29 protein-coding genes are annotated in these 24,592 nt (G+C 37.6%); 10 read left to right on the top strand and 19 right to left on the bottom strand.

The genetic code is table 11. The annotated features are described in order from the left end of the window. Positions 1–140: 140 nt before the first annotated feature. Entirely contained in the window at positions 141–635 is a 495-nt protein-coding gene (locus tag AC1ECF_RS10445; protein ID WP_480389358.1) for a sigma-70 family RNA polymerase sigma factor, read from the top strand. Continuing rightward, positions 632–1,495 carry an anti-sigma-V factor RsiV gene (gene rsiV / locus AC1ECF_RS10440; RefSeq protein ID WP_480389357.1) on the top strand — a complete coding sequence of 288 codons (864 nt, stop codon included), beginning with the start codon at positions 632–634 and terminating at the stop codon, positions 1,493–1,495. Before AC1ECF_RS10445 ends, rsiV begins: the two co-directional genes overlap by 4 nt. Before the next feature lie 79 nt (positions 1,496–1,574). On the opposite strand, the gene AC1ECF_RS10435 is transcribed toward rsiV, so the two are convergent. The 5 genes from AC1ECF_RS10435 to AC1ECF_RS10415 form a co-directional block, all read right to left on the bottom strand. Further along, on the bottom strand, positions 1,575–2,087 hold the full coding sequence (locus tag AC1ECF_RS10435) for a PCYCGC motif-containing (lipo)protein (protein ID WP_480389356.1): 513 nt from the start codon (positions 2,085–2,087) through the stop codon (positions 1,575–1,577). A gap of 9 nt (positions 2,088–2,096) precedes the next feature. Beyond that, entirely contained in the window at positions 2,097–3,473 is a 1,377-nt protein-coding gene (gene fumC / locus AC1ECF_RS10430) for a class II fumarate hydratase (protein WP_480389355.1), read from the bottom strand. A 174-nt stretch (positions 3,474–3,647) separates the two neighbouring features. Beyond that, positions 3,648–3,761 (bottom strand): HD domain-containing phosphohydrolase, encoded by a 114-nt coding sequence (locus AC1ECF_RS10425; RefSeq protein WP_480389354.1) that lies wholly within the window; start codon positions 3,759–3,761, stop codon positions 3,648–3,650. A gap of 147 nt (positions 3,762–3,908) precedes the next feature. Beyond that, positions 3,909–5,444 (bottom strand): flotillin family protein, encoded by a 1,536-nt coding sequence (locus tag AC1ECF_RS10420; protein WP_480389353.1) that lies wholly within the window; start codon positions 5,442–5,444, stop codon positions 3,909–3,911. A gap of 17 nt (positions 5,445–5,461) precedes the next feature. After that, positions 5,462–5,965, bottom strand: a complete 504-nt coding sequence (locus AC1ECF_RS10415) for an NfeD family membrane protein (protein ID WP_480389352.1) — start codon at positions 5,963–5,965, stop codon at positions 5,462–5,464. 263 nt (positions 5,966–6,228) lie between these two features. Between AC1ECF_RS10415 and AC1ECF_RS10410 the strand changes: the two genes are divergently transcribed. From AC1ECF_RS10410 to AC1ECF_RS10400, 3 genes are all read left to right on the top strand, one after another. Then, on the top strand, positions 6,229–6,849 hold the full coding sequence (locus tag AC1ECF_RS10410; protein ID WP_480389351.1) for a DUF47 domain-containing protein: 621 nt from the start codon (positions 6,229–6,231) through the stop codon (positions 6,847–6,849). A gap of 11 nt (positions 6,850–6,860) precedes the next feature. After that, positions 6,861–7,859, top strand: a complete 999-nt coding sequence (locus AC1ECF_RS10405; protein WP_480389350.1) for an inorganic phosphate transporter — start codon at positions 6,861–6,863, stop codon at positions 7,857–7,859. An 802-nt stretch (positions 7,860–8,661) separates the two neighbouring features. Then, positions 8,662–10,794: an MMPL family transporter gene (locus AC1ECF_RS10400; protein ID WP_480389349.1), complete on the top strand. Its 2,133-nt coding sequence runs from the start codon at positions 8,662–8,664 to the stop codon at positions 10,792–10,794. 65 nt (positions 10,795–10,859) lie between these two features. On the opposite strand, the gene AC1ECF_RS10395 is transcribed toward AC1ECF_RS10400, so the two are convergent. Both AC1ECF_RS10395 and AC1ECF_RS10390 read right to left on the bottom strand, forming a co-directional pair. Then, positions 10,860–11,465: an alpha/beta hydrolase gene (locus AC1ECF_RS10395; RefSeq protein WP_480389348.1), complete on the bottom strand. Its 606-nt coding sequence runs from the start codon at positions 11,463–11,465 to the stop codon at positions 10,860–10,862. A gap of 64 nt (positions 11,466–11,529) precedes the next feature. Beyond that, positions 11,530–12,543 carry a beta-carotene 15,15'-monooxygenase gene (locus AC1ECF_RS10390; RefSeq protein WP_480389347.1) on the bottom strand — a complete coding sequence of 338 codons (1,014 nt, stop codon included), beginning with the start codon at positions 12,541–12,543 and terminating at the stop codon, positions 11,530–11,532. A gap of 193 nt (positions 12,544–12,736) precedes the next feature. On the opposite strand from AC1ECF_RS10390, the gene AC1ECF_RS10385 reads away from it, so the two are divergent. After that, complete coding sequence (locus AC1ECF_RS10385) at positions 12,737–13,096, top strand: GNAT family N-acetyltransferase (RefSeq protein ID WP_480389346.1); 360 nt, start codon at positions 12,737–12,739, stop codon at positions 13,094–13,096. A gap of 26 nt (positions 13,097–13,122) precedes the next feature. Next, positions 13,123–14,157: a serine hydrolase domain-containing protein gene (locus tag AC1ECF_RS10380; RefSeq protein ID WP_480389345.1), complete on the top strand. Its 1,035-nt coding sequence runs from the start codon at positions 13,123–13,125 to the stop codon at positions 14,155–14,157. Positions 14,158–14,238: 81 nt separating this feature from the next. Here AC1ECF_RS10380 and AC1ECF_RS10375 read toward each other — a convergent pair whose 3' ends face one another. The 3 genes from AC1ECF_RS10375 to AC1ECF_RS10365 form a co-directional block, all read right to left on the bottom strand. Then, the gene (locus AC1ECF_RS10375) at positions 14,239–14,616 is read right to left on the bottom strand and encodes a DUF3221 domain-containing protein (protein WP_480389344.1); all 378 of its coding nucleotides are present in this window, start codon (positions 14,614–14,616) and stop codon (positions 14,239–14,241) included. Between the two features lie 12 nt (positions 14,617–14,628). After that, positions 14,629–15,093, bottom strand: coding sequence for a hypothetical protein (locus tag AC1ECF_RS10370; protein WP_480389343.1), 465 nt, complete (start codon positions 15,091–15,093; stop codon positions 14,629–14,631). A gap of 162 nt (positions 15,094–15,255) precedes the next feature. Next, positions 15,256–15,753 carry a DinB family protein gene (locus AC1ECF_RS10365; protein WP_480389342.1) on the bottom strand — a complete coding sequence of 166 codons (498 nt, stop codon included), beginning with the start codon at positions 15,751–15,753 and terminating at the stop codon, positions 15,256–15,258. A gap of 131 nt (positions 15,754–15,884) precedes the next feature. Between AC1ECF_RS10365 and AC1ECF_RS10360 the strand changes: the two genes are divergently transcribed. Continuing rightward, positions 15,885–16,256: a nucleotide excision repair endonuclease gene (locus AC1ECF_RS10360; protein ID WP_480389341.1), complete on the top strand. Its 372-nt coding sequence runs from the start codon at positions 15,885–15,887 to the stop codon at positions 16,254–16,256. A 242-nt stretch (positions 16,257–16,498) separates the two neighbouring features. Here the strand turns inward: AC1ECF_RS10360 and AC1ECF_RS10355 are convergent, their stop codons facing one another. The 3 genes from AC1ECF_RS10355 to AC1ECF_RS10345 form a co-directional block, all read right to left on the bottom strand. Further along, on the bottom strand, positions 16,499–17,491 hold the full coding sequence (locus AC1ECF_RS10355) for an NAD(P)/FAD-dependent oxidoreductase (protein ID WP_480389340.1): 993 nt from the start codon (positions 17,489–17,491) through the stop codon (positions 16,499–16,501). A gap of 27 nt (positions 17,492–17,518) precedes the next feature. Further along, on the bottom strand, positions 17,519–17,908 hold the full coding sequence (locus AC1ECF_RS10350; protein WP_480389339.1) for a thiol-disulfide oxidoreductase DCC family protein: 390 nt from the start codon (positions 17,906–17,908) through the stop codon (positions 17,519–17,521). Between the two features lie 82 nt (positions 17,909–17,990). After that, a complete protein-coding gene (locus tag AC1ECF_RS10345) occupies positions 17,991–18,473 on the bottom strand; it encodes a TraR/DksA C4-type zinc finger protein (protein ID WP_480389338.1) in 483 nt (160 codons plus the stop codon). 143 nt (positions 18,474–18,616) lie between these two features. On the opposite strand from AC1ECF_RS10345, the gene AC1ECF_RS10340 reads away from it, so the two are divergent. Together AC1ECF_RS10340 and AC1ECF_RS10335 are read left to right on the top strand one after the other, a co-directional pair. Next, a complete protein-coding gene (locus AC1ECF_RS10340; RefSeq protein WP_480389337.1) occupies positions 18,617–19,243 on the top strand; it encodes a YfbR-like 5'-deoxynucleotidase in 627 nt (208 codons plus the stop codon). 89 nt (positions 19,244–19,332) lie between these two features. Beyond that, on the top strand, positions 19,333–19,977 hold the full coding sequence (locus tag AC1ECF_RS10335; RefSeq protein ID WP_480389336.1) for a GntR family transcriptional regulator: 645 nt from the start codon (positions 19,333–19,335) through the stop codon (positions 19,975–19,977). A gap of 100 nt (positions 19,978–20,077) precedes the next feature. On the opposite strand, the gene brnQ is transcribed toward AC1ECF_RS10335, so the two are convergent. From brnQ to AC1ECF_RS10305, 6 genes are all read right to left on the bottom strand, one after another. Beyond that, complete coding sequence (brnQ, locus tag AC1ECF_RS10330) at positions 20,078–21,415, bottom strand: branched-chain amino acid transport system II carrier protein (RefSeq protein WP_480389335.1); 1,338 nt, start codon at positions 21,413–21,415, stop codon at positions 20,078–20,080. A 226-nt stretch (positions 21,416–21,641) separates the two neighbouring features. Continuing rightward, a complete protein-coding gene (locus AC1ECF_RS10325; RefSeq protein WP_480389334.1) occupies positions 21,642–22,013 on the bottom strand; it encodes a Na+/H+ antiporter subunit G in 372 nt (123 codons plus the stop codon). Beyond that, positions 21,991–22,275 carry a Na(+)/H(+) antiporter subunit F1 gene (locus AC1ECF_RS10320; protein ID WP_480389333.1) on the bottom strand — a complete coding sequence of 95 codons (285 nt, stop codon included), beginning with the start codon at positions 22,273–22,275 and terminating at the stop codon, positions 21,991–21,993. Before AC1ECF_RS10320 ends, AC1ECF_RS10325 begins: the two co-directional genes overlap by 23 nt. Beyond that, entirely contained in the window at positions 22,275–22,757 is a 483-nt protein-coding gene (locus AC1ECF_RS10315) for a Na+/H+ antiporter subunit E (RefSeq protein ID WP_480389332.1), read from the bottom strand. The genes AC1ECF_RS10320 and AC1ECF_RS10315 overlap by 1 nt, the downstream gene beginning before the upstream one ends. Before the next feature lie 17 nt (positions 22,758–22,774). Beyond that, positions 22,775–24,259 carry a Na+/H+ antiporter subunit D gene (locus tag AC1ECF_RS10310; RefSeq protein WP_480389331.1) on the bottom strand — a complete coding sequence of 495 codons (1,485 nt, stop codon included), beginning with the start codon at positions 24,257–24,259 and terminating at the stop codon, positions 22,775–22,777. After that, positions 24,252–24,590, bottom strand: coding sequence for a Na(+)/H(+) antiporter subunit C (locus tag AC1ECF_RS10305; protein ID WP_480389330.1), 339 nt, complete (start codon positions 24,588–24,590; stop codon positions 24,252–24,254). Before AC1ECF_RS10305 ends, AC1ECF_RS10310 begins: the two co-directional genes overlap by 8 nt. Between the last annotated feature and the right edge of the window lie 2 nt (positions 24,591–24,592).

Here is a 24,592-nt window from a genome sequence, read left to right as displayed (position 1 = left end):
ATCTACGCCCCCCTTCTCTCCCCAAAACTTCTCGTCCCATTAGTTAGAGAAAAAGAAGTATATTTCTCCTCCAAACTTTTTCTCGGGCTCATCCGTCTAATTTTTATACGCAAATAGCGAATAGTTAAAGGGGTAACTTTATGAATAAAAAAAAGAAGTATCTACTGATTGAGAACTACCTTCTCGAAAATCAACAGGCACATTATCGATTTGCTTATAGCTACGTGAAAAATAAGGAGCAAGCAATGGATATATTGCAAGACAGTATTATAAAGGCTCTTCGCTCCATTGACGCACTTGACAAGGCTCAATATTTAAAGACCTGGTTTTATCGAATTTTAATCAATACATCACTCGATTTAATCCAAAGAGATAAGAAAATAGTCTATGTAGAGGATAACGTGCTAGATTATCACCTCCCTGTCCAAGAAGATGAGATACGAGATATCGATCTCTATGAAGCAATTGACCACTTGTCTGGACCAGATAAAACAGTAATTATTCTAAGATACTTTGAAGATATGAAGATTGACGATATTGCGAAGCTATTAGGAGAAAATAAGAACACGGTAAAATCTAGGCTCTACGCTACACTCAAAAAACTTAGAGCACTTTTAGAGGAGGCAGGACAATGAAAGGCTTAGATAAAGCAAAACAAACATATCAGGAAACACCTATTCCTCAGGAGCTTAATGATATGGTGCGTAAATCCATTCAGACTGCTAAACAAAAACCAATAAGAAAGAACAGAATCAAGCATTGGGGAATGGGGATAGCGGCAGCCTCCGTCTTATTTATAGGTAGTGTGAATATTAGTCCAGCTCTTGCTCAATCTTTAGCTGCTGTACCTGCTTTACAATCACTAATTGAGGTCATCACCGTGCAAGACCTTAAGCTGGAGACGGAAAACTCTAGCATACAAATAACCACTCCAAACGTTTCAGGCTTAGAAAATAAAGACTTGGAGGAAACACTAAACAAAAAATATATAGCGGAAAATCAAACATTGTACGATAAATTTATACAGGAAACTGGTATCGATTCACAAGGAAATGTAAATATCGCTACAGATTTTAAAGTACTAACCAATACGGAAGATATTCTATCTATCACGCGCTATCAGTCTATAGCATACGGTTCTTCTCAGCTTATCATGAGAACAGATAACATTGATAAAAAGCATGAAATATTAATAACTTTACCAAGTTTATTTAAAGATGATTCTTATATAGAAACGATCTCTGCTTATCTAATAGGAGAAATGCAGAAGCAAATGGAGATGGATAATCAGATAGTTTACTGGATAGCAGGTGAGGAAGAAGTTGGTTTTGAGCAAATTCGTCCAGATCAAAATTTTTCTATTACAGAAAACCATAAGCTTACCATATCCTTCGATAAATACGAGGTGGCTCCGGGGTCTGCTGGTATTGTATCCTTTGAAATACCTACGGAGATAATAGAAAACCAACTTGTAAGTGATTACTATATAAAATAATGGTAGAAGAAATACGAAAGCACTCACAACCTTAAATGAAGTGAGTGCTTTCGTTTATTTATTTTATCTAATATTCTTTTTAAGAAGGCATTGGTGTATTTGTTGGTTCTGCATAGCCCTCTTTATACGCTTCATCAATAGCCTGCCTAATTTCAGTTAAGGATTTCCCTTCTTGCACCATCTTTATGGAAGTGATAGCAGTTTCCAAGCACGCTGCACAGCGAGTCCCATGATCATCCCAAACGACTTCTCCACTTTCTCTTATCTCAGCGACAAAACAATTAAAGTTGTTTAAATGCCCTACACTATCACCGCAGCCGCAATAGCAAGGCATCCATTTTAATATATCATGCGCCTTGGCTGCAGCTTGATAGACAAGTTTCATCTCATCAGACTGAGCATCTAGAAAGGTTGGTAACGCGTCTATTGAAGCAGTGATTTCCTGAATGTCACCGTTTGTCTGATGGTCTACATGCACTTCTCCGTTTTCATGTTTATGTTCATGTCCTTGCTCTTCAACCTTTTCTTTTTGTTGGCCACAAGCCCCCAAAACCAGGCAAATACTGAATAGCAATAATAGTATTTTTTTCATTTTTACCTCTTATATCATTTTTTCTGGGCGTACAATTTCATCAAATTTTTCAGCAGTTAATAACTCTAAAGCAATAGCTGCTTCCTTAAGGGTCGTGCCATTTTTATGCGCGTACTTCGCTATTTTTGCTGCATTTTCATAGCCGATATATGGATTTAATGCTGTTACAAGCATTAAAGAATTATTCACATGATGCTCTATTTGAGCAAGATTCGGCTCAATTCCTACTGCACAGTTATCATTGAAGCTAATAATTGCATCACTTAACAGGCGTACAGATTGAAGGAAGTTATGAATGATTACAGGCTTAAATACATTTAATTGATAATTCCCTTGGCTAGCTGCAAAGCTTATAGTAGTGTCATTTCCCATAACCTGCGCAACTACCATAGTCATAGCCTCACTTTGAGTTGGATTTACTTTCCCGGGCATAATAGAGCTTCCTGGCTCGTTCTCTGGGATAATCAATTCCCCGATTCCAGAACGTGGACCACTTGCTAAGAAACGAACGTCATTTGCAATTTTCATTAAGTCTGCTGCTAGACCCTTAATTGCACCATGAACGTATACCACATCATCGTAGCTCGTAAGCGCATGGAATTTATTTTTTGCAGATGTAAATTCAATACCAAGTGCCTTTGAAATTTCTGCTGCCACTTGCTCTCCAAATCCCTTAGGTGCATTCAACCCGGTACCAACAGCTGTACCTCCAACTGCAAGCTCCTTCATATCCTCTAAGCTTTGCGCAATCATTTTAGAGGATTTTTCTAGCATTCTATGCCAGCCACTAAATTCTTGGCCAAGTGAAAGTGGTGTCGCATCCTGTAAGTGGGTTCGACCAATTTTCACAATATCCATAAATTGCTCGGATTTCTTTCCTAGTGTTTCTTTTAATATATCAATTGCAGGCAATAATTCTTTTTGAACAGCCAGTACTCCTGCAATATGGAGCGCGGTAGGGAAAGTATCGTTAGAGCTTTGTGATTTATTTACATCGTCATTTGGGTGCAAACGCTCTTCACTACCCTGTTCCTCTAATAGCTGATTGCCTCTATTTGCAATAACTTCATTCACATTCATATTCGTCTGGGTACCGCTTCCTGTTTGCCAAACAACTAATGGAAAATGGTCATCGAGCTTACCAGCTAATATCTCATCAGCCGCTTGTGCGATGGCATTACGCTTCGCTTCGGATAAGTTCCCTAGAGAATGACTTACGATTGCTGCAGATTTTTTTAGAAGTGCGAGTCCGTGCACGACGCCGATTGGCATTTTCTCTATGCCTATTTTAAAGTTCTGCTTTGATCTCTGTGTTTGTGCTCCCCACAGTCGATCTTGTGGTACCTTAATTTCTCCCATTGAATCTCGCTCAATACGATAAGACATGTTTCCTCTCTCCTTTGTTACCAATTATTATTTTTCGTGAAGCATTTGTAAAAACTCATCTAGAACCTCAGGATGGAATTCCGCTCCCAATCCATCTCTTATTTCCTGTATAGCCTCTTGAACGGACATGCCACTTCGATAAACTCTGTTAGTTATCATGGCGCCATAAGGCATCTACAGCAGAACATTAGACGATTCTAAGGGGATTTCTTCCTCTACTGGTCCATAAGGGTATCCCTTTCCATCATACCTTTCATGATGCTCTTCGACAATTAAAGCGGCTTCCATCTGTAACTGTTCGTGATTTCTCGTTATCCCTCAAATAAAATTCAATTCGACAGTAGCTGTTTTGTCCTTTCTAAACCTCCAACAGGGATCTTTTACAAAGAAAAAGATGGAACCTAAGGTGCATTGGTCCATCTTTTAGAGGTTTCATTAAGTTAATTGAACTTCTTTCTCTTCTTTTTCTTCATTTGACTTTTTCACTTCATGCGTCAGCTGCTCCAAACTTGGACGAATGGTATTTTTTCCAGCATAGCTCTCTAGTAGATCCTTCACATCTATGCCCGAGGAAGCCTTAAGTGTTTCCTGTAAGGTAGACATTAGGTTCGTTGCATAGGAGGTTACTTTGTTAGCTCCTCCACCTTCCCCACTCCCTGTATCGACAACTGTAATTTTATCAATATTAGATAATGGGCTAGCGATCTGCTTAGCATATTCAGGAAGCATATTAATCACCATGTCCATTACCGCAGCTTGACCATATAGCTCAAATGCTTCTGCAATTTTACGTTTTGCTTCCGCTTCAGCAAGTCCTTTCAATCGGATTACCTCTGCCTCTGTTTCCCCTTGTGCACGTTGAGCATCTGCTTTTGCGATACCGTCAAGACGCACTTTTTCAGCATCTGCTTTCGCTTTCGCTTCAATACGATATTTTTCTGCGTCCGCTTCTGCAATTTCTCTATTTTTAGCAGCAGCTGCACTTTGTTCAATCGCATAACGATCAGCGTCCGCTTTTTTCTTTACCTCAGAATCATATTGCTTCTCGCGTCGCAGTATTTCCTTTTCTTCTAGTTCAATTTGCTTTTGTCTTTCAATGATACGAATTTGCATTTCCTGCTCTGTAACCTCTTGCTTTGCTTTGGCTGTTTCTAATTCGTACGCTTGGTCAGCACGGGCTTTTGCTACGTCCTGCTCACGACGATATTCAGCTACTTTTAGTTGATTATGTTTTTCTGCCTCTGCGATTTCGGTTGATCTTTCAATTTCTGCCTTTTGTGCTTCTTTATCAGCTTCTGCACGCTTAATACGTGTTTCCTTTTCCGCATCGGCAGTTGCTATGTCCGCATCTCTTTTTACTTGTGCAATTCGCGGCTTTCCTAGAGAATCTAAATAACCGTTTTTATCTCGAACATCCTTAATTGTAAAGGACACGATGATAAGCCCCATTTTTGCAAGGTCTTGGGATGCAACACGCTGTACCTCTTGAGAAAATTTATCTCTGTTTTTATATATCTCTTCAACCGTCATTGATCCAAGAATAGAACGCAAATGGCCTTCTAATACTTCTTTTGCCTCAATTTCTCTGTCTTCCTTAGACTTTCCTAAGAACTGCTCAGCTGCAGTGGCAATTTCCGGTATAGAACCACCAATCTTAATGATTGCAGTTCCGTCTGCCATAACCGGTACCCCTTGCTCTGTATACACTTCAGGAGTTGTTACTTCTAATTTACTAGAAAGTAAGCTTAGTGGCTCTGACTGTTGGAAAACAGGTAGCACAAAAGTTCCTCCACCTCGAATAATCTTTATACGATTGCCAGAATCATCCGTATGCACATTTTTAGAGCCCAAGTAGCTTCCTGTAACGATTAACGCTTCATCTGGTCCAACTGTCTTGTACTTCGTTACATAAACAATCAATAACACTGCTAATACAAACACCACAATACCTATCGGAACTAAATATTCCATTTCTTTTCCCCCTTTTTTTATAAAGGCATATACTCTTTTACTAAGAATGTGCCCTCTTTTACCTCGATAATTAAAACCTGTTTGTCATACTGGATTTCTTCATTTTCATAGCCAGCTGCACGCTTGGATAAAATACCATTCACTGTTTCAATGATAATTTCACCATAACCATCTGATGGGATGGGAACTATTACTCTACCAACTAGACCTTGTAAATCAGCATCTGAGTAAGCTAATGAAACCTCAGCCGATGATAAAGGAATAAGCACAAAATAATAGAGGAGAAAAGTAAAAACCGTGGATACCAATAAGGAAACTACTATAATAAGCTGATCCGACCAATCGGTTAGATTGATCAGAATAAATCCAGAAGCACAGATAAATAAAAGAAACGAGAGGACAGTAGTCGGGCTAAATACACCCTCAAATGCGTCAGCAAAATCTGCAAATATCACATATAAAACTGTTATGAGACCAATTACCAATAAACCATATAAAAAAATTTGTTCGATTCTTCTCACTCCTTTACCATTTATTTTCCTTTCAATTAATTTTACGCTATTCACAAAGAAAAGTTTCAAAAATATTTTAAGATTCAAAATTGAGGGTATAGTATGGCATCTGGCATTTGTTACAGTATTTTGTCCGACTAACAAAGATTAATGTTACAATTTTGTAAATTTAATAAGTTGCCAGTAAAAATAATAGGCTTTTCACTATTTTTTTTGGTATGCTATGTGAGGTAAATTATATTGAGAAATTTTCGAAGTCTAGGAGGCTTTTTATGATTAGTTCAAAAAAACCAGATCCATTTTTCTTGTCGCTTTTGAAAATTGCAGAAAACGTGCGCGAAGGTGCTCACTATGCTGATGATTTTCGAATAAATACGGTTTCTGATTTAAAAGAAATCAGCTTACATATGAAAAATTATGAAACTGCTGGGGATACTCTAATTCACGAGTTGATTGTTATGCTAAATAAATCCTTCATGACACCTATTGAACGAGAGGATATTTTAGAACTCGCAGTCCGTATGGATGATATTTTAGACGGAATTGATAACTTTACAGCTCATTTAGAAATGTTCTCTCTAGTAGAAATTGACGAGTCGATGCGTACATTTCTAGGTTATATCGTAAAAAGCACAGATGAAATCGTAAAGGCTATGGAGCTTCTATCCCAAAAAAAATTGTTGAAGATGAGAGACCATTCGATTCTAATTAAGGACTACGAGCGTAAATGTGATGAGGTGTTACGTTCTTCTATAAAGCAATTATTCTTGAAGGAGAAAGATCCTATTCGTATCATCCAATTCAAAGACATATACGAACAATTAGAAGATATAGCTGATTATTGTCAAAACGTAGCCAATACGCTTGAAACAATTATTATGCGTAACGCTTAGGGGATATAAGTATGGATACTATAATTATATTAACATTAGCCGTCGTATTTTTTGCTTTGGCATTCGATTTTATTAATGGGTTCCATGATACCGCCAATGCAATTGCTACATCAGTATCGACAAGAGCTCTAAAGCCTCGAGTAGCTGTATTTATGGCTGCTATCATGAACTTTATTGGAGCTCTAACGTTTACGGGAGTAGCCAAAACAATAACAAAGGATATAGTAGATCCATTTGCATTAGAGCAGGGTACCCTTATTATTCTTGCCGCTCTTCTATCAGCGATTATTTGGAACTTAGTAACTTGGTATTATGGTATACCATCCAGTTCTTCACATGCCCTAATTGGTTCCATTGCTGGAGCAGCAGTATCTGCTGCAGGCTTTGCCATTTTAAATTACACTGGCTTTATAAAAATTTTACAAGCTTTAATTCTTTCTCCATTTATCGCATTAGCTGTAGGATTTTTAATGATGTCTTTATTTAAAGTAATCTTTAAAAATGGTAGTCTGTATGGAACGAACAGAAGATTCCGTACCTTCCAAATCGGAACTGCAGCTTTACAGGCCTTCACTCACGGAACGAATGATGCGCAAAAAGCAATGGGGATTATAACAATGGCTTTAATCGCAGCTGGCTGGCAAACAAATGATGACATCCAGCTCTGGGTACGCTTCTCTGCAGCTTTGGCTATGGGGCTTGGTACTTCTATTGGCGGTTATAAGATCATTAAAACTGTTGGCGGAAAAATAATGAAAATACGTCCTATCAATGGGGCTGCAGCTGACTTATCATCTGCCATGATTATTTTTGGAGCCACTACAATCCACCTTCCCGTTTCTACCACGCATGTTATCTCCTCTGCCATTATGGGAGTAGGAGCTGCACAACGCGTGAAAGGAGTAAAGTGGGGAGTTGCGAAAAAGATTGTCTTGACTTGGGTAATTACATTACCTATTTCCGCTATTTTAGCAGGGTTAATATTCCAACTATTAAACTTATTCTTTTAATTAGATTTCTTAATTTAATAAATTGGGACGGAACAAATCGAATGAGGAGCACTTATGATTCTATAATATTATTAGAGTCATAAGTGCTTTCTTAAATTTTGGGGTTCAATTCTCCGCTGCTTCTGACCAATAGTGGTTTCTACTATTAGCAAATTTTAATTAATAAAAGAATAGAATCTATCAAGATAAGAATGATGTTTGTCTAACCCTTTCTTTCCTATTTTTTGAACCTATGGTTCTCCGCATCGTCGGACGCTTTCCATGGGGGCGTGGTAAGCCAGCACCCAACGCTTTGCGTGTGGCTGTGCCGGCTTACCTACCACCTTGCTCCCATAGGAGTCGCCGACGCTGCTACAAACCGATAGAGTTTCTTACTACAAATGAATTTAATCCATAATTTCAAGAAGGGATAGAACCCATTAAAAAGAAAGGGTTATGTCCTACCCTCTTTTTTACTTATTCCCTCCCTTCTACAACAGTCAGTGTTGCCCATATTAAGTATCATATAAAAAGAATGAATGAAGAATGCCAATGATTTCGACTTCCCTTTTTTCCATTCCCAACATCCTCGTCATATCAATCTCCTTCTCTTCAACCCTTGCTCCCTTAAAACTTAATCATCATGCATATTCAATTTAAAGTCCCACATGGAAATATTTCAATAAGGCAGAAACCATTTCTATGGTTACGGCTTCGATTTACGTTTTCCTTTTCTTTTTTCGAAACTGGTCCTCCCGGTTGTTGATTCTACTCGTTTTCTATTACAATAATAAATAGGTTTTTCATCTTAAGGAGGGGCACCATGAAGTTAATTGCCAATTTTGTAACGAAATATTATAAGCTCACTCTAATAGCTTGGTTGGTTGTTTTTGCGGTATTAGCCTTCTTTGCTATTAGAATCCCTGAAGTTTTAGAGGGTGATGGTTTTTTTACAAACGGCGACCATCAGGAGGTCATGGATGAACTATCAAAAACCTTCGATATGCCCGCTGAAACTTTATTTGTCGTTTTTGAAGAGAAAACAGATAACGAAATAAAAGATACATTAAAAAAAATCGAAAAATTAGACCTTGCAGAGTCCATACAATCCCCTTTGGAGGATCGCACACTTTATAAGGAAGACGTTGCATATGCGATGCTACATTTTAGCACAGACATACCTGATAGAACGGTAGTAGTAGATCCTATTCGAAAAGCAATAGGGGATGAAAAAGGAGTAACCCTCACGGGAGGCGCGGCTATAAGCAAGGATATTAATGCAGCTAGCCAAAGAGACCTTGCAAGCGCAGAGGCTATTGGTTTACCTATCGCCTTGATTGTTTTATTACTCGCTTTCGGAAGTGTCATGTCCGCATTCGTCCCTATCGCAGTAGGTATTGTAACGGTTGTATCTACGTTTGGACTCATGACAATAATCGGAGAGTCCGTAAACTTATCAATCTTTATCTTAAACGTTGTCCCAATGCTTGGCTTAGCTCTTAGTATAGATTTTGCGCTCCTGCTGATTAATCGATATAAAGAAGAGTTAACCAAACAACCTATAGAGGATGCTATCAAAACGGCCATCCAAACTGCCGGTCGCTCTATCATCTTCTCCGCGTTATGCGTATTTATCGGGTTAGGCGCAATGTTCGTATTGGACGTTCAAATCTTCCAGAATATCGCGCTTGGAGGAATGCTAGTTGTCTTCTTAGCCGTATTAGCATCTATTACACTCCTTCCTTCCTTACTAATGATATTGAAGGAACGAATCAACAAATGGACGATCCTGAAAGTAAAGCCAGGTGGCTCTACTAAATGGCATCGCTTTGCCTCTTTCGTAATGAAGCGGCCTATCACGATTGTCCTTGTAGCATTAGTGATACTTGGAATCGGAATTATTCCTGTTATAAATATAGAGCTTACGATTCCACAAGTGGATTCACTTCCTCCTTCCTATGATTCCCGTGAAGCTTATGAGCTGATGGAAGAGGAATTTAACTTTGGAGAGGAATCTACGATGTATATGGTTGCTGAGCGTCCAAATGGCTGGGAGCAAGAAGATGGGCTACAAGCAATCAAAAAGTTACAGGATGCTCTTCTTGCAGACCCAGATGTAAAGCAAGTGGATACAATATTTACAGCTAGTGAAATTCCAACGGTAGAACAGTGGCAGCAAAGCATGGAAATTCTAGAGGTTCAAAATCAATTAGATCCATTAGTAGAAAGCTTTATACAAAATGACAAGCTCTTCATCCCGATTACACTTGGTTTAGATGGTACCTCACAGAAAGCACAAGATTGGGCAAGAGAATGGGCTGATAAAGATCTCGGCGTCGACTATAAGCTAGGCGGCCACCCTAAGTTTAATCAAGAAATTTTTGATGAGATTTTTAGCAAGGTAGGACTACTTTTAGGAATAATTATCGGTTCGACCTTACTCATCTTAATGATTGCTTTTAAATCCATTCTCATTCCGTTGAAGGCAATTCTTATGAATGTCATTGGCTTAGCCTCTACCTTTGGGATACTTGTCTATATATTTCAATATGGACATTTTGGTTTAGAAGAAACAACCATTGCCTTAATTATCCCAGTGATCGTCTTCAGCTTGGTCTTCGGGCTAAGCATGGATTACGAGGTATTTTTAATTTCTCGTATCCAAGAAGAGTATGTAAAACATTATGATAATACTCTAGCAACTATTGATGGGTTAACCTCTACTAGTAAGATTATTACATCTGCGGCATTAATCATGATTGTTATAACTGGAGCCTTTGCCTTCACAGACGTAATGCCTGTTAAACAAATAGGTGTTGGAATCGCCATAGCAATAGCTATTGACGCTACTATCATTCGACTGCTTCTTGTCCCAAGTCTTATGAAGCTTTTCGGAAAATGGAATTGGTGGCTCCCTTTTAGAAAAGGTCCCTATAAAGCAAAGAGTCTTCATTAATTAATTTCAAAACGCCCATTTTGTAAGAGTAGTCAACAAAATGGGCGTTTTCATATTTATTTAGATTAGAAATTTGATTGGTACCATTTTTTCGCAGCTTCTACTTCTTCCTGTGTTAGCTGATGTCCATAAGAGTGCCAGAACAATTCTACTTGCGCCCCTTTACTCTCAAACAAACCTTTTAATTCTTCGGATTCTTCTACCGGACACATAAAATCATTTTTTCCTGCTGCTATAAATATCGGTAGACCATTCATATTCGGCAGCTCTACGCCCCTCCTAGGTACCATTGGGTGGTGTAAAATGGCACCGGCTAAAGCGTGCTCATACTCGAACAGTAAATTGGCAGCTATATTAGCGCCGTTTGAATAGCCAATTGCAATCACATTATTCCGGTTAAATCCATACTGTTTGGCTGAATCATCCAAAAACTTTTTTAATTCCTCTGTTCTATATGCCAAATCCTCAAAATCAAAAATCCCCTCTGCAAGACGCTTAAAAAAGCGGGGCATCCCATTCTCTAATACATTTCCTCTAACACTTAAAATATTTGCCTTAGAATCTATTTCTCTACCTAACCCCACTAAATCGTGCTCGGTCCCCCCTGTGCCATGTAATAATAGAAGGGTGTTATTGGCAGGGTTATCCCCTTTGTAATATACATGCTTCAAGAGAAAACCTCATTTCTACATTATCTCGAATTTGAGATAATTATAACGATAAGTGAGAAGTTGGTCAATTAATCAGTTCTTTTAGCTTTGCTGGGTCGTCTACTCTTATTGCAAACTCAGTGATATTTTTCTTTCTTCCCATAAACTGAGTAACTTCAATAGGCTCATTAAGATAAATAATTGCCTGAGGCTCTAACTCCTCAAAATCCTTGTATATAAATTTGATTGTATCTTTTTGAGGAAGCGAGCCTCCCCATTCTACTTCCTTTATTAACGAAATGGGAACTGCTGCTCTTGCTGTAAAACCTTGTGTTATATATAATGTCCCATCTCTTTTTTCAATGGGATGAAGTCTAGTAATTTGGATTTCCGCCAAGAAGAAGAAAACAGAGTAAATATTTAAAATCAATAGCACGATAGATAGAATAAGAGACTTTTCATGAAGCCACCAATGAAGGCCTATAGTTTCAATAATAATTGCATGAATCAACATAATATTAAATGCTATTGTACTAGTGTTCTTATGCATACTAACACTATCAGCTTCCCTTGGAGCTTTCTTCTTCCAAGTAAAAAGAGCATAATAGAACATTATTATCTCAGTCATAATAATATTTACGAGTATATTTTTGGTTATGAGCTTTTCCACAGCTGGGATAAGTCCAAACAGTATTCCAGATTTCATCGCCATTATTTCAGCTTTAATTTTAGGGATTTTCCATAGAATTAAAAATAGAATTCCTATTTCTGCTGTAATTAATAGTATCTCTATTGCAATCCCTGCATATAGCACGCCTATATAAGGGACAAACAGTTCATAAGGTACTATAAGCCTTGCAAGGATTAACCCAGCTACCATAAATCCAATGGTTTGCTTGATGGAAATTTTAAAAGCACCGAAGAAAAGAAGAGGAGCAATTATTGCTAAGTCAATTAAAGAACCAAGTGCTACGCCGCTCGTTAATTGAATGGAGAATATGCTCGATATTTCTGGACGATATAAAAGAAAGTTACTTACTAATACCAGAAGCAGCAAAAATAAAGCTATTTTGGCGAAGCGCGTTTTACGTAAAATCATCTTCATCACCCTTTCCGTTCCATTCCTTACATTTATTATATCTTTACAGGCCCCCAGAATAATGTTATTTTTTAGAAAAGTGTAACAAATTTATGAACAATTAAATTGGTAGCTTTAAAAGTAAATTCTTGCCTCTCTTATTAGTAGCATGCTGATAATAAAGTAATAATAAAAATATAATAAGGGGATTATGATGACTTATAAGTTTAATAGGATGACGCAAGAACAAGCAGAGGAAATAGCATTTCACTGGCACTATGATGGAGAATATTCTTTTTATGATATGGAAGCCGATCAAGATGATTTAGAGGAGTTTATTAACCCGAAGACACGAGGGCCCTCTATGTATTCCGTTATGGAAAATCATGAATTAATCGGTTTTTTTAGTGCAAATAAAGTAAATAACCTTACTGTTGATATCTCCTTAGGATTAAGACCAGACTTAACTGGTAAAGGAATAGGAATGGAATTTCTTCAAAATGGCATGGAGTTTATTACAAGTAAACGTTGTCACGAGGTGACAATCTTAGTTTCTTATTCTTTATTGCGTTAAAATTGGATTAATAATGGCGGAGGTTGGTGGCTATAAAAACAAGGAATATTAATATCCAAGAACGTATGAAGGAGTTACATGTTGTTGGCTTAAGTATGGTCGTAATTGAAGATGGTTTAAATGAGAGCAAAGGCACTTTTGGTTATTTGAATGCAGAAACAAAAGATATAGTAAACACTCAAACACTCTTCCATGCATGTTCCATCAGTAAATTTCTTACCGGACTGTTAGTACTTAAATTAGCAGAACAGCAGTACTTCCACCTAGATGACAATGTGAACAACAGGCTGGTCTCTTGGAAAATACCGAGCAATAAATATACAAGAGAAGTGACATTAAGAAATTTACTTAACCACCAATCTGGAATGATAGATCCTCAAGGCAGCTTTTCAGAGCTCGGCTCAATAGATTCTGCTCCTACTATGAGAGAACTTCTAGAGGGTAAGAGTCCTTACTGCAACACTCCCGTCACCGTACAATATGAGCCCGAAAGCAGGTTCGAGTATTCAGATGCAGGCTATTGTGTAATACAGCAGCTAATAGAGGATGTCATGGAAAAAACATTTATAGAGGTTGTTGAGGAACAAATTTTTAAACCATTACAAATGACCAATAGTAAGTTTAAGATTGAACAGATAGATAAAAATATTGCAAGCGGTTATCACAAAAACAGCAAAGTAGTGACTGGAAAATATCCTATTTATCCATGTGCAGCAGCTGGCTTGTGGACGACTCCTTCTGATTTAGCCATCCTGATGATTGAATTATTTAACTCCCTAAAAGAGCAAAGTTCGATAGGTCTCTCATCAAAGTATGCAAAAGAAATAATTACCCCTAGTGGTACGAATAAATGGGTTGGACTAGGTGTATTTTTAGAGAACCCCAAGAATGGTTTTGAAATTTCGTCTCTTGGTTGGGGTGTTGGATTTCAATGCATGATGGTTGCCTTTCCTAATCAAGATGCAGGCTTGGTGATTATGACTAATACTGATTTAGGAGTTCATCAATTGAAGGGGATTATTGGAGAAATATATCAAGATTATTGTAGTCACCTGCTTTAATTCTTCGATATTAAAAAGCGAGTAAGGAGAACAAATCATTTGTCCACTTACTCGCCAGGGATTCAAAAAGCTACTCTCAAGCTATTCTTCCATTTTCTCTACAGTTTGCGCAGCTCCTTGGGCAGGGTATGACTCCTTGATAGTAGTGTAACCGACCTTCACCTGATCATATAGCTCCAGTTCACTGGCCTGCCCTAAAGAAAAGGTAAACCAGGTTGCCTCGTTCCCTTGTTGTAACAGTTCTTCTACCGTGGATGCCTTTGCTTCCTCAACGGATATATCACTTATTACGAGCATAGAAGACTTATCCTTTATTTCAACAATCACACCTGTAGTATAAGTAGTTGGTTTCGGCTGTGTTGGGTTTTCATCAAAAAATTTCATGATAAAATAGAAGGTAGCCCCAAGTGCCAGTAGTATGACTGCTATTAAAATAAAAACGGTCGACTTCCCTTTCATTTACACCACCCCCTACTTCTTTTTAGAGCGGTAAAAGCCCTCTTCCAACAGATAAGTCTTTGCTTCCTCATAGGAACCAAAGCTTTCCTCCAGATTGTAGCCATGATAGATATTCCATAGCGTGTCTTCTTGCAAAAGAGTCAGCTTTGAGTTTTCCTTATTTGTCCATTCTTCTTCAATTTCTTCTTCTACTTCTTCTTCAGTCGCTAGATAGTTTATCGAGTCTTTAATAATTTGCTTTAATTCGGCTGCTGAAGCCTCGCGAATATTCACGTAACCCTTTTCATCCGCCTTATATTGCGGAAGATCTCCAACATATACAAAGCCATTACCATTGGGATGTAGGTGATAAACAACTGTTGTTTTTTCATATAGGCTGTCTTCGTAGTGGTAGTTCACTCGCTTCATGGAAACTTCTTTACGAGTCAGCTCTGAAAATTCCTGTATAATTACTTCTTTTTCTTCAAATGTCAGCATATGATTCCTCTTTCTTTCCTATCTTTAGTATTTTAGTATAACACACTATTAATCCCTTCTTGTCCACCATTCTGCCAGAATAACGAAACATATCACTATTCCAATGGCCAATCCAAAAAACCAATCAGGTAAAAAGCCCAATTTAATCCTCCTTGCCTATTCTCATTCACCAAGCTCTGAAAATGCCATCCATTCCTCTCTAGACGGGCCGTAAAGGCCAGGCACCTTCAGTCCAGCTTGACGCATTAGTATTGTCATCTGTCCTCTGTGGTGAATTTGATGTGTGATAAGTACTTTTAATATGGTGGCTACACTCCAGCTTTCTCCATACATATCTTTCTTCTCATTAAGTGTATCATCATTCCACTGCTCTTTCACAGCATTTACAAGGGCTTTACTTGAAAATTCATAAGCCTCTAATATTTCCTTTTTACTTTTAGGCTCTGGCTGATCATGAGGAGTGGGAGAAAAAGCAAGATCTGCCTTTCCAATCATTTCACCAATTGTCTTGACTAGGTGCCAAGCTAAATTACCGAGTGTCATGCCATGCTCGTATGACTTTTGCATAAGTGATTCATCTGTTAAATTACTCAGTACTCGAATAGTTCCTTCGCTTTCATTTTGCCAATCCACTAAAAAATCCTCTATTCTTCTGTACATACCTTCTCCTCCTTTTATTCTCTCTTCCCTTCCTATTCTTGCTATAAGTTTGTTTCTCCTGCTCTTACTTAATAGATATTAGACAGTAGATGTGTTAGACTAAAGAGTACAAGATAAAGGACGTGAATAACATGATTAAAATTGAACTGCCAAAGCCCGATGTGACGATTACTCAACGAAAACAAGAGCCTAAAGAAGGCGAAGTTGTAATACCATCCATCTACGGTTTTATTGATTTCCACCAGATCCCTCGCGATAAGGGCGGAATCTTTATGTTTTACAATAAAAATGATGAACTGTTATTTGTAGGAAAAGCCCGTAAAATCAGACAGCGTATTAAAAAACATTTTGAAGACAATGTTTCTCCAATGCTTAAGCACAGAGACGAAGTAGCCAAAATAAGCGTATGTATTGTAGAAGATCCTATGGACCGAGAAATTTATGAAACATATGCAATCAATACTTTGAGAGCAAAATATAATATCGACAAGGTTTTTTATTAAGCGATAAGCTTTAGTAAAAGGAGCCTGAGACAAAACAATAGAACAGCACTTTCGATTTCATATTTTTGATGGAATCGAAAGTGCTTTCTTACTTTAAAAATGTGTGGTTCTTCACTGCGCGTTAGCGTTCGGCTACGGCTCACCGGAAAGCGTCCGACGATGCGAAGAACCAGAGGTTCACAATAAGAAAGCACGTATGATTCTAGAATCACACATGCTCCTCATTTGGTTTGCCCTGCTTTTTATTTCTTTTCATCAAATATACTAGTACTATGCTTCGGTTGAACTCTTGCCTTAGGATCTATGAATGCTTTTATATGACTAATTGCATTTGGAACCTCTCCGAAGCCCACTGCTATTAATTTAACCTTCCCAGCATGTGTACAAACATCCCCTGCTGCATAAACACCCTCTATATTGGTCTCCATTTTTTCATTCACTATAATAGAGTTACGGTCCATCTCTAATCCCCATTCTTTTAGAGAGCCCAGTGAAGCAATATTTCCATAATTCACGATTACCTCATCTACAGGTAAACATTCTTCTTGTTTGTCTTTCCCCACTAGAACCACTTCTGTTATATGTTCTCCATCACCCACGAGCTCCTTTACAACATAAGGGGTTTTGATTTGGACATTTGAATGATGAAGCTGGTGGATGGTCATCTCATGAGCAGTGAATTGCTCTTTTCTATGACATATCGTTACCTTAGAAGCTATTTTTTCTAACATGAGCGCCCAGTCTAAGGCCGAATCTCCACCTCCAAGAACGAGGACATTCTTATCCTTAAAATCTAGCAAACTTTTAACCTTGTAATGTAAATTCTTATTTTCATATTGTTGTGCTCCAGGAACGTTTAACTTACGAGGTTGAAAGGATCCAACACCCGATGTCAATAAAATGGTTTTCGTATAATGTATTCCTTTATCTGTTGTTAAAGCAATGTAACCCTCTTGTTTATCAATGGACGTTGCTGTTTCTTCCAAATGGATAGCAGGTTTACTGTATGCTGCCTGCTCCACCAAATTGGCAACTAAATCCTTCGCCATGATCTTAGGTATACCGGCAATATCGTATATATATTTATCAGGATATAACTCCATCAGTTGACCTCCTAGCTGAGGAAGGCTATCAATTATTTTTACACTCAAGCCTCTTAAACCAGCATAGAACGAAGCAAACAGTCCAACAGGACCTCCGCCAATTATCGTTACGTCCACTATTTCTTTTTCCATGTTATTCAACAGCCCCTTGCTTTTTCATTAAAGAAATCGTTCCCTAACCTCAGGACTAGGAATCATACATTCTTCCTTCTTCCCAAACCACTTATATCTATTTTTTGCTATATATCTATATACACTATTTCTGATAGGTCTTGGAACTACTTTAAGTATATATAGTATTTTCCATAAACCCTTTAAATGCTTGCATACCTCTAATGCCCCATCTGAATACTTATAAACCTGATCATCCTTTATTAAGATAAAGCTATCAATTTGGTCAGGTATGTGGAACTTCTTTTTTAATTCAACTCCAGCCTCACTCTGTAGTGCTGCGAACCGGAAGTAAGCCTTGGGATCTCTTGCAATGATAAATTGTACACTTGTATCACAGAAATTACATTCTCCGTCAAACATAACAATCGCTGTCATTTTCACCCCTCCTTACCTGTAGTTTAGCAGAAATAAAAAAGATGCTCACTCATCGCGTCCCGATAAATGGCATCTTTCTCTTTTATCCTTTGTCTTGAGGAGTATCTGAGGAACCAAAAGCTTCTACATCCTCAAAACTGTTATCAAAATCTCTTCTTTCATCATTTTCTCGGTCAATAGGATGATCCGTCGAAGAGTTTAAAATTTCCTCCTCCACTGGTCTAGCATCGTTAACCTCCTGCTCAGCATGCTCAACACAGGTAAGAGCAGTTGGTTTTGCCTCTAGACGTTCAATAGGGATGGTTTTATTGCATACTCTGCAGGTACCATATGTACCATTTTCTATCGCCTCAAGAGCATGCTGTACCTCTTCCTTTTCATTATCGAAATGTCTAATAAGTGCTAGGCGAGTATGCTGGTCAGTTAAGTCACTCGCATTATCTGCTGGATGATTATCATAATTGGATAGTTCAGTTGTTTCAAAGATAGCTTCAGCCTCTTTACTTTTCTCTATTTCATCTAAACGATTCTTCAATGTCCTCTTTATGGTATCGTATTTAGTCATCATAACTCCTCCTTGAATTATTAATAGGAATACCCATTATTCTTTAAAATAAAACAAAGAAGGAAGGGTATATTATTTTCATCTGTGTTTTTCATACATGAATGTTGGATAATAAGATAACATAAGAAAAAGGAGTGATTTTCATGGGTATTCATCAATTTTTTAGAAGCTTAAATGATTTAGAAAGAATAATTCGAGCACCTGGACGTTTTAAATATGAAGAGCATAATGTGGCGGCTCACTCTTGGAAGGTTGCACAATATGCTATGTTTTTCGCAACAATAGAAGAACAGCATGGAGCAACTATCAATTGGAAATCCTTGTTCGAAAAAACAATTAACCATGACTTTGCAGAAATTTTTATCGGTGATATTAAAACTCCTGTAAAGCATGCCTCTCCAGAGCTTAAACAAATGCTTGCGCATGTAGAAGAAAAAATGATGGAGAAATTTATATTATCGGAAATTCCACCAGAATTTCAGGCAGTTTTCTTTGATCGTATGAAAGAGGGGAAGGACGAGACAATTGAGGGGCGTTTATTAGAGCTTGCGGATAAGCTTGACCAAATCTATGAAGCATTCGCAGAATTGCAACGTGGGAACACAGACCCAGAATTCGTTAAAATGTATGAATTAGCATTAAGCAAATTACTACACATCCCATTAACAAATAGTGTAGCTTATTTTAAGGAAGTAATTCTACAGGATTTGATGGCAGAAGAATCGGTGATTGATGTTAAAAGCATTACTCTACGAGCTTTAGTCGAATAAGGAAAAATATTCAATATTTTTAGCGATATATTGTATAATTTAGTGTATACTATAATTATATTATTAAGAATATTGAGGAGGGATTCTTTTTGCCTATACCAGTTGATCATACAAAGCCTATTCGCAAGACAGCAAAGCTGCATGCATTCAATCAGATACAGCAGTGGATCATAGACGGCACACTTCAACCACATGAAAAACTAAATGACATTGAGCTTGCTCAAGCATTAGGTGTAAGTCGTACTCCTATACGAGAATCCCTACAGCTTTTAGAATCCCAAGGGTTTGTTACCATGCAGCCAGGTCGTGCAACTCAGGTTACCCCTGTCGAGCCACAGGATATTTATAATTTATTACCACCTCTGGCCGCCCTACAGGCTTTAGCAGCAGAACTAGCTACCCCTAACATGGATGAAGAAGCTATTCGATTTTTAGAAGAAAAAAACAAAGAGTTTGCGAGGGCTCTTGAATCGAATGAGTTTAATACAGCACTTAAAATAGATGAGGAATTCCATCAAGAGATTGTGGATAGAGCAAACAATCCATACATAACCTCTATGGTAGAAATGCTTCAGGCCCATGTACGGCGTTTATATTATTACGAAAAAATTAAGTTACGAGAGCAATCAATTGAACAGCATACCGAACTTATTAATCTGTTTAAAAAAGGTGATACGAAAAAATTAGCGGAAGTAATGCGAGCTAATTGGACGTATACAATAGAAGCATTTTGATATTACTAAACTACTCTAAATAATAGAAGTCGACAGTGATTAACACCTCTCACTGTCGACTTTATTTTTTCCTAATTTAAGAGATTTCAATCCCTCTACTCTATTCCTTTATTCTCGCAATAAGTCCTGTTACGATCGTTAAAATGATAAATGGAACCAGCCAACCTAGACCAACTTCATAGAAGGGTAGAGTATTAGATAAAAATGCAAGAATAGATTCAAGCCATCCTGGAAGAGCAACTTCTAAAGAATTATAAAGTGCTTTAATCCCGTCTATTAATCCAATTAAAAAGGTGAAGAACATTACTGTTCCGTACACCATTCGGCTATGATTGAACAATGGTGATAAGAATGTCAATAGTATCAGTACAATAGCCAACGGATACAGTAGCATCAATACTGGAACGGAATAGGTAATAATATCTGATAACCCAAAATTCGCTATGATGCATGTAAACACACTAAAGATAATAACAAACTTTTTATAGCTAATTCTTGGCATCAATGTATTAAAATATTCAGCACAGGCTGTAGTTAATCCTATACTTGTCGTTAAGCAGGCCAAAATAATGACGATTGATAATAATACACTACCGAAAGTACCAAAGTAGTGTACAGACGTGTTACTTAGTACTGGACCGCCATTATCAAAGTAACCAAACAAATCTACGCTCGTTGCTCCTAGATATCCAATGCCTGTGTAAATGACCCCTAAGAATAGAATTGCTATTCCGCCAGATTTAGCTGTAGCTCCTAATATACCCGTCAGCGAAGTAATTCCCATTTTCCGAATAGCATCAATAACAATAATCCCAAATACTAATGAGGCAAGCGCGTCCATCGTATTATAACCTTCTGTAAAACCAGTCATAAAAGCATTATTCACATAATTGCCTTGTGGTTCTGCAAATTCGCCTATCGGTTTTACAAAAACAAATACTAAAAGGATTAAAAGTCCAATTAAGATACCAGGTGATAAGTATTTCCCCACATTGTCTACAATCTTTGATGGAGATAAAGAAAACCAAAGAGTAATACCAAAAAACAAAATAGTGAAAATAAGTAATCCTATTTGTGCATAGTCTTCATTAAGATAAGGAAGTATCCCAATATCATAAGAAACAGCTCCAGTTCGTGGGAGTGCAAAGAAAGGACCAATTGTTAAGTATAAAAGTGACGTGAAAATGATAGCGAAAACTGGGTGCACTCTACTAGAAAGATCTTGTAAATTTCTGCTTCCTGAAAAACCCATCGCTAGCGTTCCAAGAAACGGTAGACCAATACCTGTAAGTAAGAAACCTAGCATAGCAATCCATAAATTACTTCCAGCATTCTGACCTAAGCTGGCTGGGAATATTAAGTTACCTGCTCCAAAGAATAGAGCAAACAACATAACACCAATGACTAAATAATTTGAAAACGGCAGCTTCTGATTCATAACTTCCTCCTGTATAAAGAAAAGATGACCTTTTCATTTTCTCTAGTTGTTTTAGAATTAGCTTTTGTCGAATTTTCAGTTAATCCTATAAGTGATAAGTTTGATAATACTATGTATCTATGCAGAATGCAATATATTAGTTAAATTTATTGAATATTATATTTTATTTATCAATTCCTTTATCTTTCCAAAAAAAATGATAGCTCAGTACCATCTCTTTGGTATCTTAGCTATCATTTTTCTCATTATCTTTTTGAAGAAGCTCTCGCAAAGAATCATTGGAGGAGTTATCGGCAAGCGGAACATTTGACCTGTATGCAGCTCTTGTCAGTAAATGACCTGCCACAGGCGCTGTTAGAAATACAAAAAGTATACCCAATATTAGTCGAATACTAATATAAGCCTCATGTACCCAAAAATAAATGAAGGCGCCTATCAGAGAGAGTAATACTGCAACCGTAGCGCTCTTAGCTCCTGCATGAGAGCGTGTATAAACATCGGGAAGCCTTATAATACCTATGGCGCTTATTACGCTCATAATCCCACCTAACAGTACAATTAACGCAGCTATCAATTCAAGTATCTGACTTACGTTCAATGATAACTCCCCTTTCTATATACCTCGCAACTGCAATGGTACTAATAAAGGCAAGTATTCCCAAGATTAGAATAGCCTCTAGAAACGCTTTTGTTTTTAACACAATAGAAACGACGGCTATAATGGAAATTAAATTAACTCCGACCATATCCAATGCTACCGCTCTATCAGGAGCTGTCGGTCCTTTAATCATCCGAAGGAGAGCAATAGCAATGGAGATGGTGAATAACGCAAGGGAGATCAATAAGATTATTTGAACCATTACCTAGTCACCTCCATAATTGCTTTTTCGAACTTTGATAACGACCTTAATATTTCAGCCTTGGAGACCTCAATATCCATGGCATGTATGAAAAAAGTATCCCCTTCCGGATTAACTTCCATTACTACTGATCCCGGAGTTAACGTTAGTAATAAAGCAAGGGTCGTTATCTCCCAGTCTCCTCTTAGCTCTGTTCTATATGTAAAAATTCCAGGCTTAATCCCTAGCTTGGGGCTTAATATTTGTTTACTAATGAGAATACTAGAAGTTGCAAGCTCTCTGATAAATATAAAAATAAGCTTTATGATAGAAAATAATCTTCGTAGATAAAACTGGGTGCCAAAAAACCGGTGCATCATAAAGACAATGCCTATTCCGACTAGAAATCCAGCGAAAAAGGTAGAAATTCTTAATTCGTCTTCATCATTTAACAAGGTCCATAAAAATGCTATAAATAGATTCAGCAAAAATTGTGCTGGCATTGTCCTCACCTCTCCCATTATTTATTATCACCTAGAATTGCTTCTATATAGATAGAGGGATTAGATAGAGTAAGTGCTGCATCTTTCACAAAATCAGCTATAACTTCAGTTCCTAATCCAAGAGCAATTGTCCCCATTCCCAGAAGGAAAATCGGAATGCTCAGACCTACACGTAAAGGAGTTTCATCTTCTAAGCTAATAATAGTTTCTCCAAAAATAGCTTGTAGGAAAATTTTTAATAAGGAATAGAGAACAACTATACTGGATAGAAACGCCAATGCCATTAGCACATAGGAGCCAGAATCAAGCGCTCCCATACCAACAAGCAATTTCCCTATAAAGCCACTCAATGGCGGAATACCGGCTAATGAGCAAGTGACAATAAAGAACATCCAGCCAAGCAGCGGATAGTTTTTAATTAACCCACTCATCTCATCAATTTTCGTCTTTCCAGTTAAGGTGATAATTGTCCCTGCCAATAAAAAGAGCATAGCCTTAGCAAGCATGTCATGGATTATATAATAAATGGACCCTTCAATTGCTATATCAGAGCCAACAGATAATCCCACAAGCATAAAACCAATTGTAATTACAACATTGTAGCAAACAATTAACCGAATATCCTTGTATGCAATAGCACCCATACAGCCCAATATGAGCGTAATTCCAGCCATGATTCCTATTAGATTATGAGTTATCGCAGGATTATGGTAGAAAATCAGAGTAAATGTACGGAAAAGAGCATAAATCCCAACCTTTGTTAACAGCGCACCAAATAATGCGGCAACAGCAGTAGGAGCTACGCTATACGAACCAGGCAGCCAAAAGAATAGTAGTAAGCCTGCCTTGATAGCAAACACAAGCAGAAACAGGATACTAACAACAGTTAGTAGCGGATCTTGCCCCACTTCAGCAACTCGCTCTGACAGATGCGCCATATTTAACGTACCAAGTGAACCATATAAATAAGCAAGTCCTACCAAGAAAAACCAGGATGCCACAATATTGATTACAACATACGTAATAGATTCCCTCAGCTGTCGTTTTGTTCCACCTAAAGTTAGTAAAACATAGGATGCTAGTAGCATTACCTCAAAACAAACAAACAAGTTGAACATATCACCTGTCAAAAAGGAACCATTTACCCCAGCGACTAAAAATAATACCATCGGGTAAAAATACATTTTTTCGTGAGCTGTTCCAATAGAGTAAAATGCATAAAGAAGACAAACTGCTGTTACGATACTAGCTGTCAACACTAAAAGCATTGCAAAGGAATCTGCAACAAAAAGAATGCCAAATGGAGGCTTCCAACCTCCGAAATCCAACCTAATAATCCCCTCGGCTTGTATCTGCAATAACGTATAGACACTTAAGCCAGCTATACCTATCATCGTTAAGAAGCTCAATATTCGCTGTATGCGCAAATAGGACCTAAGAAATACAAGGACAACTCCTACTAGGATAGGAATAATTAAAGGTAAAACAATAATATTATTCATCATTTGTTCCTCGCAATGCATGAAGATCGTCTGTCTTATTTTCTTTATAAGATCTGTAAGCAAGCACTAATATAAATGCAGTAACTGCAAAGCTAATAACGATTGCAGTCAATATTAATGCTTGTGGCAATGCATCCGTATAGGGACCTTCCGAATCAACCAGTAAAGGTACGTTTCCTTCCTTCAAATATCCCATAGTCAATATAAGCAAATGTACTGCATGAGATAGCACTGCAGTCCCTAAAATAACACGGATTATATTACGCGAAAGGACTAAATAGGTAGCCACAGAGACTAGTATCCCTATTAATATGATAATTAAAGTTTCCACGG

Source organism: Psychrobacillus sp. Z3-81, assembly GCF_056620325.1.
The sequence above is the reverse complement of the archived record's forward strand: the minus strand, read 5'-3'. Positions and strand labels throughout refer to the sequence as shown.